Genomic DNA, 13,342 nt, shown 5'->3' on the forward strand with positions numbered 1-13,342 from the left:
TGATCATGACGTTGTTTAAAGTAACTACACACTCTTTAATGCTATTAAGTGCAGTGCTAATTAGCTTTGCTAGCATTGCAAATCCCCCGAAGGAAATTTTTTGGGAAGACTTGATCCCACAAGGGCATGTGCAAATAGATACCCAAGCACAAGCTAATCACGAAGGCAGTGAGCAAAACTGGGTGCAACCTGATTTGGACGCGCCGGTTGTTAAAACACTTGATGGGCAGTCTGTTAGCTTACCTGGGTTTGTTGTGCCACTTGAAGGTGACAGCGAACTTATTACCGAGTTTTTATTAGTCCCTTACTTTGGTGCCTGTATTCATGTGCCACCCCCACCGCCAAACCAGCTGGTTCATGTAACTATTAAAGGCGGTGTGCCTATCGATAGCTTATATGATGCGATTGTTGTAACGGGCGTTATTAAAACGCAAACTTGGTCTGGCGAAATAGCCCAAGTGGGTTATCAAATGCAAGCTGTCGGTGTTGCTCCCTTTGAGCTTTAATTCTTAAAATAAAACCCACTTTTAAAGTGGGTTTTATTTTGTTCTATCAACCACCCGTCCTTATATCTCGCTCAAGTTCAGACTGAGTTTTCACTGGATGACAAGTCGACTTCACCGTACTCTTATTGCTTTCATCTTCGTCAGAGCTAAAAATTGTGTAGCTATAGTCTGTTTCAACTTCACCACCTAAGCACTCATGCTCCGCAAATACTTCATTTCCATAACCGTCTGGCATTTCTTTTGACGCACACCCACTGAGGATCAGAAATGTTATTAAAATTGATATTACTTTCATATTAATCACCGTAAAAGGATATGTTATAAATTATAGTTCATACTCAAAATGCCATGAAGGAAGCTTGTTGAGTAATGGCAGAAGTGCTTTTTCTTTTCTTAAATCACGACGCTCTCTCTCCAATAGCTCTCGCTCTCGGCGTAACTCTTTATTTTGGCTACTTGACGGTTTATCACTCGCTAATTCATTACTAATAGATTGCAACCGCCAATTAATATTATTAAGTCGATCATCTATCTCAGCTTTCCTTGCTTCAAATTGATAACGCTCATTACCCTCTTGCCATGCTTTTCTAAACTGTGTGTCATGACAAACCCCGTTATACGCATCCCCTCGTAAGCCCAGGGTAAAGCCATTTTCAGGCTCACAAAAGGCTGCGAGCCCCTGCTTGTAACCAACCTTATAATCATCTAGTTTTGCAGTGATACCAAACTCACTACAAGCGGATATAATTTCTCTGCCATGTTCAAATGTATACCCTTGCTCGCCATGACTAAAGCCTAGGTTTGTCCAATTGGCCTGTATACATTCATCCTGAGACAAAGAAGAGCATCCTGATAGAGATAGTACAAATAAAATGAACATACATCGGCTAAACATGCTATTTCCTAAAGTGTTATAGACTATTCAAGTACCTATTTTAAGAGATACTCGTTTAAAGTGAATAGTAAAAATGTAACAAGCTATTCTAATTCCGTTGATGTTTAAAATTTACGACAACAACTTAACTCCTTCACCTCTAAAAATCACACGAGGCATACTTATGGTATTAAAAAGCTGCCTCATAGATGTTTCCTTTATCTAGCCGTCTGAGCCGGATTAGTAGGCACATTATTTTGCTTCATTATCCAACGGGCTATGTTATCTTTTCGCATGAACTTAACACCAGTATGCTGTTTTGCATATTGGATAAAATCATCAAGCGCTTTTACCCGTGCAGGCGTTCCTGCAATACGGTCATGAGCACTAATCGACATCATCCGTCTTCTATGCTTACCTTCGGCGTATAACACATCAAACTCATCCTTTAACTCTTGTAAGTAGGCTTGGGCCGTCATAGCTGTGCTTCCTGAGTAGCGCACAATGTCGTTATTACGAAAAGTATAAGGTACAACCACAAAAGGCTTATTATTTACTGGTGTAAAAGAAGGCTCATCACGCGATAGATCATCAATATGATAAATAAACCCAAGCTCTTGCAAAAGCGTAAGTGTATTTTCTGAGTGTCTCATCCAAAATGCATTGAAGCCAACTGGCCGCATTCCTGTCACTTTTTCGATAATATCTGCACTTTTAATATATGAAGCGCGCTCTTGTTCAACACTCATCGAATATTGTGGTGTCCATGTTTGGCCGTGACCCGATGCTTCATGCCCTCGTGAAACCACTTCTTTAGCAAGTGCTGGATTTAATTCCACAGCCCTGCCCACCATATGAGAGGTAACTTTAATATTATGTTTATCCCATAGTTCAAGTAATCGCGGGATCCCTTCATTCATCCCATACTGATACCAAGTAGGCGAAATAGTATCGTGATAACCCTGCTCTATTTGAGGAAACGGCCCTGCATCAGAGCTGTCTTGTGCTGTTGCTTCAAATTGCATTGAAATAGAAATCACTAATTGTGCATCATCAGGCCAATAACCTGATTTCTCAGGTAGTGGGGCTGCATTTAATAGCTTACTGCTGCACAGTGCCATTAAAAGAATGAGTAAAGGTAAAACCTTCATTTTTATCTCCTAAGCTAATTAACGCGGTCCTGCCGTTACTGTGATCTCGGCTGTTTGCAAAGAGTGTTGGTGTAAGAAAAACCCTGTAAGTGCACTTGTTGCCCCTTGTGGAACAGCTAATTTTTCTACATCCAATGCATACACTTTATAGGTGTAGCTATGCTTGCGTCCTTCTGGTGGACATGGCCCAAGGTATCCGGGCTTCCCCATATCCGTATTACCTTCAATGGCTCCTTTGGGCAAAGTCGTTGAAGATAGTGAGTTACTAGTAAGAGGAATATCATGTACTACCCAGTGCCAAAAACCACTGCCAGTTGGTGCGTCATTGTCATACACTGTCACGGCAAAGCTTTTGGCTTTCTTAGGCGCATTTTGCCATTTAAGTTGTGGCCTAACATTACTCCCCTGACAACCAAAACTATTCCAGTATTGCTCACTCTTTATTGCCTGCCCTGGCTGTAAATCAGGGCTCGATAAACTAAATTCAGCCGCAAAACTGGCACTACTAAACAGCCCGCTGATCAGTAAAGTAACTACTGAGTTTGAAAAATTAACCATTTTTAGCCCTTATATTTTCAGTTAAAAAGTTACTTTTGATATGCTGGGTAATCGGTATAACCTTTGGCTGTACCGCCAAACAATGTACTCCCATCGGTAATCGTGTTTAGTGGCAGTTGCTCTTGAATACGATACGGTAAGTCTGGGTTGGCAATAAAACGACGACCGAATGCAATGTAATCGGCAAGACCTTGTTCAATAAGCTGCGCACCTGAATGCTCGGTATAATTACCGGCAACAATAATCGCGCCACTAAAATACTGACGAAGTGCGACTCTAAACTCTGGTGTTACGGTAGGTGCATCGTCCCAGTCCGCTTCGGCAAGATGAATATACGCAATACCAATTTGCTCAAATTGCTTTGCTGCCAATAAAATAGTGTCAATTGCTTCACTATCACCCATACCACGCTGAGTGATAAAAGGCGCTAATCTAATACCCACTTTATGAGCTCCAATGGCATTACTAATTGCGCCAATAATTTCACAGGCAAAACGAATACGGTTTTCTTGGCTACCGCCATATTCATCTGTGCGTTTATTCGCTGAACGTCTTAAAAACTGATCAATTAAATACCCGTTACCTCCATGTATTTCAACGCCATCGAAACCAGCCTCAATCGCGTTAATTGCCGCTTGCTTATAGTCATTTACTATTTCTTTAATTTCTTTAACACTTAGTGCTCGTGGGGTTGGGCAGTCAAGCATCCGTCCTTCTCCATCATCGCCTACCACCCAAACTTGTGCATCTGGGGCAAGTGCAGATGGGGCAACTGGCGTTCCATCATGATGAAATGAAGAGTGCGACATTCTACCAACGTGCCAAAGTTGTAAAAATATTTTACCACCTTCTTTATGCACAGCTTGTGTTACTTGCTTCCAACCTTCGATTTGTTCTTGCGTGTAAATACCTGGCGTAAATGAGTAACCTTTGCCCTGAGCAGAAATTTGTGTTGCTTCAGAAATAATCAGCCCTGCAGTAGCACGCTGCGCATAATAAGTGGCCATCAGTTCAGTGGGAATATCACCCGGTTGCGCAGTTCGCGAACGGGTCATAGGTGCCATCACAATTCTATTTTGAGTGACCATGCCACCGAGGGTTTTAACTTCAAATAAGGATTCTATAGACATAACTAACTCTCTTATAAATAATGTTTATCTGGATTTAAATTAAATTTCATCACTACTAAATAGCATTTCGACCTTTATCTCTTCTGGTCCAGGTATAAAGACTTGCTGCTCTAATAGCTCTGGCACGGTTCGCTCAAAGTAGCTTATACCTGTTTGCGCTAAGCGACTTTTCAATCCTTGATAACCTATGCTACGAATGGCAATGTGATCTACCACTCCTCGGCCTTGGGTTTTGCTGTTTAATGCTGATAAGTAACCCTGTTGCGCTTTATTACCCGCGGCATTAACCAAATGAATCAAAGCAACATTATCACTGCCGTATAACCATGCCCCCTCAAAAGGGAAAGGCGGACGATACCCTTCAACTAGCCCAACTGAATTTATAAAGAACTGTCGCATCGCCTGGTAATCACAACTAGAAATTAATACATGATCTAAACGCATAAACTTTCTCTGTTGATAATGAGTACAACCAGTTTAACTATTTACTTAAATTTGATAATTGAGTTAATATCAAAAACACTATTCATTAATACTGAATTATAAAGAGTGAGGAACGATGGCTAAGATTGATGATATGCAGCTTTTTGTTCATGTGGTGCGCTCTGGCGGGCTTGCTGCAGCTGGGCGAAAAATTGGTTTATCGCCTGCGAGTATGACGGCACGTATCAACCAGCTTGAAAATCACTATCAAACCCGACTCTTAATACGTAATACTCGAAGTATTAAATTAACCGAGGCTGGAGAGCACTTTTTTCAAGGCTGTTTAAGAGTGATTGCTGAAATTGATGCCGCAGAGCAAAGTATTCAGCTTAGTAAAAACACTCTTTCGGGTAGTCTCAAAGTAACCGCACCCTCTGACTTTGGCAAACAGTTTGTTGCCCCTGCAATAGCTAAATTTGTAGCACTGAATCCACAAGTAAAACCACACCTACATTTAACCGATGGCTTAGTTAATCTAGTTGAAGAAGGCATTGATATTGCTATTCGCTTTGGAAACTTACCCGATAGTAATTTGATTAGCCGAATGATCAAAGCCAATAAACGTGTGTTATGTGCTTCAGCTGAATATTTAAAAATACATGGCCAACCTTTACAACCAAGCGATTTATTAAATCATCGCTGCCTAGTAATGGAGCGATTTGGTCAATCGATGCATGATTGGCATTTTAAAGACGAGGTAATTCGCGTACCTGTAGCTATGAGCAGCAGTGATGGTGCGGTGATCAGACAATGGGCAATTGATGGTGCTGGGGTTGCTCTAAAATCAATGGTAGATATTAGCGATGATCTGACTAAGGGTAATTTAGTGACGCTACTTGATGACTATATTCTCGGTTTTAGTAATAAAGATAAACAGCAAGTTGGCTTACAGTTTCTTTACCCATCAAGGCAATTTCAGCCACGACAAGTTGCCGCATTTATGGATTTTTTTCAGCAGCAAATTTAACAATAAACAGCCAACAAAATAAAACCTTGAGAGTTTGCACTTCCAAGGTTTTATTTATAACGTTTGGCAGTTATAAAAATTAAGCCGTGCCACCCACGGTTAGGTTATCTATTTTCAGGCTTGGCTGGCCAACGCCTACTGGTACACTTTGACCGTCTTTACCACAAACACCGACGCCTTTATCAAGCGCTAAATCATTACCTACCATAGAGATTTGTTGCATAACCTCAGGGCCATTACCAATTAATGTGGCCCCTTTAATTGGCTGAGTAATTTTACCATTTTCAATTAAGTAAGCTTCTGAGGCACTAAAAACAAACTTACCTGAGGTGATATCCACTTGGCCGCCACCAAAATTAGGGGCAAACACGCCTTTTTTAACCGTGCTGATAATATCAGCTTGGCTGTGCTCTCCGCCTAACATGTAAGTGTTGGTCATACGTGGCATTGGTAAATGCGCGTATGACTCACGACGTGCGTTACCTGTTGGGTTTACCCCCATCAAACGCGCGTTCATTTTGTCTTGCATATAGCCTTTTAAAATACCGTTTTCGATAAGTACGTTATAGGCTGCAGGCGTACCTTCGTCATCCACATTAAGTGAACCACGACGATCAGCCATAGTACCATCATCAACCACAGTACATAGCTCTGAAGCAACTTTTTGCCCTACTTTACCGCTAAACGCAGACGCGCCTTTACGGTTAAAGTCACCCTCAAGGCCATGGCCTACCGCTTCGTGTAACAACACACCTGGCCAGCCATTACCTAATACCACTTCCATAGTACCTGCAGGGGCATCAATAGCTTCTAAGTTTACTTTAGCTTGACGAACGGCTTCTTCTGCAAAACCCATCCAACGCGGCTTACCATCAACCAGCTCTTTAAAGTAACCATAATCTAGGCGCGCACCGCCACCAGCACCGCCACGTTCACGGCGACCATTTTTCTCTAGCAATACAGAGCAGTTTAAACGGATCAGTGGGCGAATATCGGTAGCAAAGGTGCCATCGCTAGCTGCAATTAATACTTCTTCGTATACCGCAGACATTGAGCTAATGACTTGCTCAGCATCTGGGGCTAATTCGCGAATATAGTTTTCAAGCTCACGTAACAAATTAACTTTATCGGTATCGCTCATGCTAGAAATTGGTTGATGTGGCGCGTACTGCTCTTTAGCAGCCACGTCACTAAATACTTTAACCGCTTTATCTTCACCTGCATCGGCAATACTACGTGCAGCAGTTGCGGCCTTATTTAGCGCTTCTAAATTAATTGCGTCTGAATACGAAAAACCAGTTTTTTCACCACTAACAGCCCGTACGCCAACACCACGTTCAACGTTATAAGACCCTTCTTTAACAAGGCCGTCTTCTAATACCCAAGACTCATGATGACTCGATTGAAAATAAAGGTCGGCATAATCAACTTTGTGCTGGTGAATATAAGCTAATGTTTTTTCGAGTTCTTCTCGATTTAGCTGGCTGTCGTGTAATAAATGCTGTTCAACCGAATTCATAATAATGGCTCTCTAAATCGTTGGTGAGATTGCAGCGGCATATCTCGTCTAATTTTGTGTAACTGGTTCAAATCTACGGTACAACTAATAAAACCAAGCCCTGTTGGTTTTTCACTTAATGTCTCACCCCAGGGCGATAACATCAGGCTGTGACCATAAGTTTGTCTACCGTTTTCATGTGTTCCATATTGCGCTGCAGCAATAACATAACACTGCGTTTCTATGGCACGTGCTGCAAGTAGCGGCTGCCAATGCGCTTTACCTGTTGGAACAGTAAACGCACTGGGTACTAATATAATTTCTGCGCCTTTACGAGCTAAGGCATTAAATAAACCAGCAAAGCGCAAATCATAACATACTGTTAAACCAATTTTACCAAAGGGAGAATCAACAACCACAATCTCATCGCCCGCTTGAGTAAAGTCGGACTCTCGGTAGCTGCCGGTCTGGTCATCTACCTCAACATCAAATAAATGTATTTTGTTATAGCTTGCAACAATATCGCCTTGGTTATTAAACAAGTGTGAGGCAGCGTAATACTTATGTTGGTCATAGGGCTCTGGCATGGTGCCAGCATTTAACCAAATATTGTGTTTACGACACAATTCACTAATTTGCTGTTTATATTGCTCAATACGCTGTGACACTAACAACGTATCACCAGCGTGTTTACTAAACACTAAAAACGCTTCTGGTAAACATACTAACAAAGGCCGCGTGCTTGGTAATTCAGCTAACGCTTGCTTTAAAGCTGCAATGTTATCATCAGGGTTAAAGCCTGAGCACATTTGCAATGCGATAATCGCAGGAGATGAGTCTATGCGTTGTTTATTCATTGCGCGGCGCTAACCTCAGCATCTTTGAGTTTTAACTCTGAGGATGCTCGCGGCTGATTTTGTGCTGCTTGTGGCAAGGTCACCTCTCGGCTCTTACGATCTAACTCTTGTACCTGAGGATCGTTCATTTTACCCGTCACTTTAAAGTTGATCTCTGAGATCACTCGCGCAGAATGAATTACTTTATCAATTGCTAAAGCTGCAAGCCCCGTTACTGGGTTAACCATCCAAGCCACAATTACTGGAATACTCGACGTTACTTGCGGTGCTACTGCTAAGTCGTAGTCAATTTCGAGAGTATTTAAATTTGCATACCCTTTAATCGAGAGATCGGCAGGCACCCCATCCATTTTAGTATCTTGGGTATAGGCAATGCCCTTATCTATCTGCATCGTACCTTTCATGCTGTTATAGAAAAAACCTTTAGAAAATACATCTCTAAAATCAAGTTTTAGCTTACGCACTAATGAATCAAGGCTCAGTAATGAAAATACCCGTGCGCCTCCATCACTCACCTCAGTTAAATGGCCCTCGCCTAAATCCCAACTAATTTCACCGTCTAAACTAGCAATGTCTAAGTTATAAGGTGCCGCTTGCCAATTTAGTTGATAATTTAGATTCGCGTTTGAGTCTTTAATAGTAGTGGTGATATCAAATTCATTAAATAAAGCGCCAATATCATCACTTTTAAGTTCGCCGCTCATTGCTGTTAGGCCATTTTGCCACTGCCCTTTAGTACGTAATATATGATCGCCCTTATCAACTACTAGCTCAGAAATAAGCAGTTTTTTACCATCACCTAATAATGAGGCGCTGACTTTATCTAGCTGATAATGGCTGATCTTACAATCGGCACATTCAAACTCAATAGCAGGCAAATTTGTAAGCCATGCAAGTTGTTCAGGAGATGATTTTTCGCTCGGTTGCTCTGTTTCGGCCTCTAAAAAATTAAGCCTTAAATAGTCACTGTTTATTCGAATCGGCTGACTTGATTGCTCGCTGGGAATGAACACTTCTGCTCGTAATTCTTTAGCATTGAGCTTTAATTGCAAGTTATTATTTAAGGGCGATAAACGCATATCAAAATCATTAAACTGCATGCCACTCACATTAAAAGAGTTAATATTCGCAACAACCTCATACAAAGGCGGCATAATACCTGGCGATGCACTCTCTGGCTGCGCTTTAGCTGCATTAATAATTTGATCAATTAAATCAATCCAAGGTAATAACTCACTTTGCGCTAAGTTAATACTTACCGCTAAATCTTGCGCGTTAAGCCCTAAATCTTTGTTACCGATTATAAAGTGGGCGTTATTAAACTGTGATTTAGCATTGTCTAGAATGGCATTAAAATACACTAGCTGATCAACGTTTGCAGTGATCAAGTTAGATATATCATCACCCTGAATAACTGCACGCAGTGGCCAAGCTTGCTCACTGCTTTTTGTATATGCTCCAGGCAAAGAACTACTTAAGCCAATAAGTGGCGATTCAACTTGGGCACGATAGTTAAACCCTTGCTCGGTAAAATTAAGCTCCAAAGCAATATCAACATCACTTTGCCCACTTAAGTAACCATTTAAAATGCCTTGCCCACGGTTTATAAGTGTTTGCGAATCAAGCTGAGCATTTATATTTATATTAGCGCGATAATCCTCTGCGTTTGCGTCACTATTGTAGTTAATAGTTAATGGCATACCCAGCCATGAAGCCGTTGCATTAGTGAGATTTATTTGTTGGTTATTAAAGCTAAGTTCGCCCTTTAAATGCTCAAGAGAAATACCAGGTGCAGAAATGTAGAGAGGTGAGTCGAGTAAATTAACCTTACCACTGACACTGGCTCCCCCCTCAAATTGTGAACCTATTAGTAATTCAATATTTGCACTTGCAAGCCCCTGTCCTTGCACAACATTAAAAATATCAGCTAATGGATTTGCTAAAGGCGTAGCGGCAAAAAAATCGTGCATTTTTTCAAGCTCAGCTTGCTTATCAATATTAACCACCAACGGCGCATCACCCATTAAGTCATCAATACTCACATGTACACTGCTGCCAACATCAAGGTTTACCAGTTGGCCTTGCTGACTATATATATCCATTCGCTCATTAGCAAAATGCAGCTTTACATTGGCATTTGTGACTGCTGGCCAATCGGGATCGAATTGATAGGTGGCATTATCTATTTGTGCTATTACATCAAACTGCCCTGAACCATCTTCAAATGGAAAGCCTGATAGTGGACCAGAAAATAACACCTGAGTATTTGATACTTCACCTGCTTTTATTGCACCATTTAAATAACTAACTAACTCAGGGCTCATTAACGTTAAAGGAAAATAGTGACCAGCAATACTGGCATCAGGTGCAAACGCTTCAGCATATAAATCTAGGCGTGGCGTCTCACCTAAGCTTAGCTGCATTTGTGCGCTTAAAGTCACCTCATTGTTATCAAACCACAGGTTATCACTGCTGATGTACCAATCGCCTGAGCGCTTAGCTAAATCTAGCTCAATATTTAATTGGTTATAATCAATATTATTACTAAAGCTAGCGCCTGTAATTAAACGGCTGTTCTCACCAAAAATCGCAATGCGACCATACTGCTGATTAACCAGCCCATTAACTCTTAAAGATTGAGCGGCAGGTACGGCGTTTTTTTCTTGCCAGCTAATTTCGTCAGCATCAAACCATAGTTGCCATTGCTTTGTATCTGCAAACTCAAGGTACGCAGTCTTTATTTGTCCGCTAGGTTGGCGTGCTAAAAAAGGGGCTAAGTCGGTAAAATTAGTCAACTCAGCTAAATCACTCAATAGCGCTAAATCAAGTTGCTGTAGCCATATTTTATTTTGCTTACCCAATAAGGCTTCAAATTCAAGGCTTGGCCATGTGGTTTCACCCGTACTAAATGCTAAGCCCGTGCTTTTTAATCGCCAGCTATTTTGCTCTGGGTATAAATGAAATCCCCCTTCACTTAGGCTTACCTTTTGTGTTTGCTCATTGAGTTGCCAATTTACCGCGCTCGGTAACCACTGAACTTTTACGTCACTCACTAGGCCCTGCTCTAATCTAAGCCAAGCTTGTAAATTTAAATCGCTATGTAGTTGCTGCTTTTGAGTATTAATATATTGCGCTAGCCAATTTGACACATCAACCTGATTAGCCTGCACATATAAATCGCCGACCATTTGCTCTAAGGTTTCACCCTTGAGTGCAATACGCGCATCAAAATTACCCACCGAAATGCCCGGTAAGGCTAGACTACCGCTACCAAGATGTTGTTTATCTTGGTTTTGCCATACAATGTTTTCTAATAGTAGTTTACGTTCTTTGTTATCTTCTAAAACAAAATTGATACTGGAGTTTTCTATTGCAAAATGACCGGTTTCACCTAAAAACAACCCTTCTATTAACTCTTTTTGTTCAAATGACACATCGTCTTGGTTGCCTACAAATAAATTCGCGACATTAACCTTGGTATGAAAACCATTGATCACAAAGTAGTTCGACTTAAGTTGAAGAGACTTTAGGCTTTCCCAAAGGTTTAGCTCTAAACTGGTTTTCGCAATAGTTAAAGAAATAGGGGCTGTTTGGTTGTCTTTAAATGATAATTCTTCGAGCACTAAGGCTGGGCCATTACCTTGCCAACTTGCCGATATAGCGCCTATAGATAGGCTAATATCAAACTTGCTATCAAGATAATTTTCTATCTCGCCTTTATAGTCATTTGCGTAGGGTAAGGTGTATTTTAAAATAGAAACAATGACGGCCAGTAGCACCAAAATTACAGCACTTATTTGCCATAATTTGCGCACACAAAAGAAACAGGCCGCTTTAAATTTCATTACATCATTACCACATCAAACTGCTCTTGGCTGTATAAGCTCTCTGTTTGGATATTAACTTGCTTGCCAATAAATAACTCTAACTCTGCAAGGTTATGATATTCGTCATTTAATAGCGCTTCACATACTGCAGGAGATGCATAAACTACAAACTTATCCGCATCGTAAGCCCGGTTCACACGTACTATCTCACGAAGGATTTCATAGCATACGGTCTCAACCGTTTTTTGAGAACCTCGCCCTGAACATGCAGGACATACATCACACAGTATGTGCTCTAAACTTTCGCGAGTTCGCTTGCGGGTCATTTCAACCAGCCCTAATGCTGACAAACCATTAATATTGGCTTTAGCACGATCTTTCGAAAGCGCAGATTCTAATGAGTGCATTACCCGGCGTTTGTGCTCATCGCTCACCATATCAATAAAGTCGATAATAATAATACCGCCCAAATTGCGCAGCCTTAGTTGACGAGCAATAGCTGAGGTTGCTTCAACATTAGTATTAAAAATAGTTTCTTCAAGGTTACGATGACCAACAAATGCACCGGTATTAACATCAACCGTGGTCATTGCTTCGGTTTGATCTATGATCAGATACCCGCCAGACTTTAAAGTCACCTTACGGTGCAACGCCTTTTGAATTTCACTTTCTACATCAAATAAATCAAAAATGGGGCGCTCGCCCGGATAATACTCAAGTACTTGTGATAATAACGGCACAAATTCTTCAGTAAACAGCTTAAGCTCTTGATAGGTAAGCTTAGAGTCAACACGAATGCGCTCCATATCTTCGCCCACGTAATCACGTAATGTTCTAAAAGCCAGCGTAAGATCTTCATGCAGAATACTCGCTTTGCTGGTTTTACGGCGCTTAGAAACTATTTTATCCCACAGCTTTTTTAAAAATGCAGCATCGTGACGAAGCTCTACTTCACTTGCGCCTTCTGCGGCAGTTCTAACAATAAAGCTACCGTTTTCATCACCATATTCAGCAACAATTTTTTTAAGCCTAGCGCGTTCCTCTTCCGTTTCGATACGTTGACTCACACCAACATGCGTCGCATCTGGCATAAATACTAAATAGCGTGACGGTATAGTAATATCAGTGGTTAAGCGAGCACCTTTACTACCCAATGGATCTTTAACCACTTGCACCATAATGTACTGACCTTGGCGAACAAGCTCACGAATATCTTGGACTTTTTTAATTGGCTCGTCGTCAACACCTTCAACAATAGAAGCACTATTGACGATATCTGAAGCGTGCAAAAAGGCGGCTTTCTCTAAGCCTATATCAACAAAAGCGGCTTGCATTCCAGGTAGCACGCGACTTATTTTACCTAAGTAAATATTGCCTACTATGCCTAAATTACCAATACGCTCTAGCTGAATTTCTTGTAATACACCGTTTTCGATTAGGGCAACGCGACTTTCACTTGGCGTGACATTGATCAGTAGTTCTGTACTCATG

The 13,342-nt window shown here is 41.2% G+C and carries 12 protein-coding genes; 2 read left to right on the plus strand and 10 right to left on the minus strand.

Annotated elements, in window-relative coordinates:
* Window positions 1–5: 5 nt before the first annotated feature.
* A complete protein-coding gene (locus CWB77_RS03120) occupies window positions 6–506 on the plus strand; it encodes a DUF3299 domain-containing protein (RefSeq protein WP_055012248.1) in 501 nt (166 codons plus the stop codon).
* Between the two features lie 46 nt (window positions 507–552).
* Here CWB77_RS03120 and CWB77_RS03125 read toward each other — a convergent pair whose 3' ends face one another.
* The 6 genes from CWB77_RS03125 to CWB77_RS03150 form a co-directional block, all read right to left on the minus strand.
* Window positions 553–801: a hypothetical protein gene (locus CWB77_RS03125; RefSeq protein WP_010390486.1), complete on the minus strand. Its 249-nt coding sequence runs from the start codon at window positions 799–801 to the stop codon at window positions 553–555.
* 30 nt (window positions 802–831) lie between these two features.
* The gene (locus CWB77_RS03130) at window positions 832–1,401 is read right to left on the minus strand and encodes a DUF2799 domain-containing protein (RefSeq protein WP_138621329.1); all 570 of its coding nucleotides are present in this window, start codon (window positions 1,399–1,401) and stop codon (window positions 832–834) included.
* A gap of 197 nt (window positions 1,402–1,598) precedes the next feature.
* The gene (locus tag CWB77_RS03135; protein ID WP_349654443.1) at window positions 1,599–2,501 is read right to left on the minus strand and encodes a polysaccharide deacetylase family protein; all 903 of its coding nucleotides are present in this window, start codon (window positions 2,499–2,501) and stop codon (window positions 1,599–1,601) included.
* A 48-nt stretch (window positions 2,502–2,549) separates the two neighbouring features.
* Window positions 2,550–3,089: a YbhB/YbcL family Raf kinase inhibitor-like protein gene (locus tag CWB77_RS03140; protein WP_010390480.1), complete on the minus strand. Its 540-nt coding sequence runs from the start codon at window positions 3,087–3,089 to the stop codon at window positions 2,550–2,552.
* A 29-nt stretch (window positions 3,090–3,118) separates the two neighbouring features.
* Window positions 3,119–4,219, minus strand: a complete 1,101-nt coding sequence (locus tag CWB77_RS03145) for an alkene reductase (RefSeq protein WP_054202524.1) — start codon at window positions 4,217–4,219, stop codon at window positions 3,119–3,121.
* Window positions 4,220–4,258: 39 nt separating this feature from the next.
* The gene (locus tag CWB77_RS03150) at window positions 4,259–4,663 is read right to left on the minus strand and encodes a VOC family protein (protein ID WP_138621332.1); all 405 of its coding nucleotides are present in this window, start codon (window positions 4,661–4,663) and stop codon (window positions 4,259–4,261) included.
* Window positions 4,664–4,778: 115 nt separating this feature from the next.
* Between CWB77_RS03150 and CWB77_RS03155 the strand changes: the two genes are divergently transcribed.
* Window positions 4,779–5,669 carry a LysR family transcriptional regulator gene (locus tag CWB77_RS03155; RefSeq protein ID WP_138621334.1) on the plus strand — a complete coding sequence of 297 codons (891 nt, stop codon included), beginning with the start codon at window positions 4,779–4,781 and terminating at the stop codon, window positions 5,667–5,669.
* A 79-nt stretch (window positions 5,670–5,748) separates the two neighbouring features.
* Here CWB77_RS03155 and tldD read toward each other — a convergent pair whose 3' ends face one another.
* Genes tldD through rng form a run of 4 tightly spaced genes read right to left on the minus strand, consistent with a single transcriptional unit; the run spans window position 5,749 to window position 13,341 of the window.
* Window positions 5,749–7,188 (minus strand): metalloprotease TldD, encoded by a 1,440-nt coding sequence (gene tldD, locus CWB77_RS03160; protein WP_055012250.1) that lies wholly within the window; start codon window positions 7,186–7,188, stop codon window positions 5,749–5,751.
* Window positions 7,185–8,024, minus strand: a complete 840-nt coding sequence (locus CWB77_RS03165; RefSeq protein WP_138621336.1) for a carbon-nitrogen hydrolase family protein — start codon at window positions 8,022–8,024, stop codon at window positions 7,185–7,187. The genes tldD and CWB77_RS03165 overlap by 4 nt, the downstream gene beginning before the upstream one ends.
* Complete coding sequence (locus CWB77_RS03170; protein WP_138621338.1) at window positions 8,021–11,869, minus strand: YhdP family protein; 3,849 nt, start codon at window positions 11,867–11,869, stop codon at window positions 8,021–8,023. Before CWB77_RS03170 ends, CWB77_RS03165 begins: the two co-directional genes overlap by 4 nt.
* Window positions 11,869–13,341, minus strand: a complete 1,473-nt coding sequence (gene rng, locus CWB77_RS03175; protein ID WP_008113735.1) for a ribonuclease G — start codon at window positions 13,339–13,341, stop codon at window positions 11,869–11,871. Before rng ends, CWB77_RS03170 begins: the two co-directional genes overlap by 1 nt.
* Window position 13,342: the final 1 nt, after the last annotated feature.

The organism is Pseudoalteromonas sp. S1610 (assembly GCF_005887465.1).
In the GTDB taxonomy this organism is placed as follows: Bacteria; Pseudomonadota; Gammaproteobacteria; order Enterobacterales; family Alteromonadaceae; genus Pseudoalteromonas; species Pseudoalteromonas undina.

Bases quoted from the DNA above. Each gene is read 5' to 3' on its own strand.
- rng (WP_008113735.1), bottom strand. From the start codon at position 13,341: ATGAGTACAGAACTACTGATCAATGTCACGCCAAGTGAAAGTCGCGTT.
- CWB77_RS03130 (WP_138621329.1), bottom strand. From the start codon at position 1,401: ATGTTTAGCCGATGTATGTTCATTTTATTTGTACTATCTCTATCAGGA.
- CWB77_RS03165 (WP_138621336.1), bottom strand. From the start codon at position 8,024: ATGAATAAACAACGCATAGACTCATCTCCTGCGATTATCGCATTGCAA.
- CWB77_RS03145 (WP_054202524.1), bottom strand. From the start codon at position 4,219: ATGTCTATAGAATCCTTATTTGAAGTTAAAACCCTCGGTGGCATGGTC.
- CWB77_RS03170 (WP_138621338.1), bottom strand. From the start codon at position 11,869: ATGAAATTTAAAGCGGCCTGTTTCTTTTGTGTGCGCAAATTATGGCAA.
- CWB77_RS03140 (WP_010390480.1), bottom strand. From the start codon at position 3,089: ATGGTTAATTTTTCAAACTCAGTAGTTACTTTACTGATCAGCGGGCTG.
- tldD (WP_055012250.1), bottom strand. From the start codon at position 7,188: ATGAATTCGGTTGAACAGCATTTATTACACGACAGCCAGCTAAATCGA.
- CWB77_RS03120 (WP_055012248.1), top strand. From the start codon at position 6: ATGACGTTGTTTAAAGTAACTACACACTCTTTAATGCTATTAAGTGCA.
- CWB77_RS03135 (WP_349654443.1), bottom strand. From the start codon at position 2,501: ATGGCACTGTGCAGCAGTAAGCTATTAAATGCAGCCCCACTACCTGAG.
- CWB77_RS03125 (WP_010390486.1), bottom strand. From the start codon at position 801: ATGAAAGTAATATCAATTTTAATAACATTTCTGATCCTCAGTGGGTGT.
- CWB77_RS03150 (WP_138621332.1), bottom strand. From the start codon at position 4,663: ATGCGTTTAGATCATGTATTAATTTCTAGTTGTGATTACCAGGCGATG.
- CWB77_RS03155 (WP_138621334.1), top strand. From the start codon at position 4,779: ATGGCTAAGATTGATGATATGCAGCTTTTTGTTCATGTGGTGCGCTCT.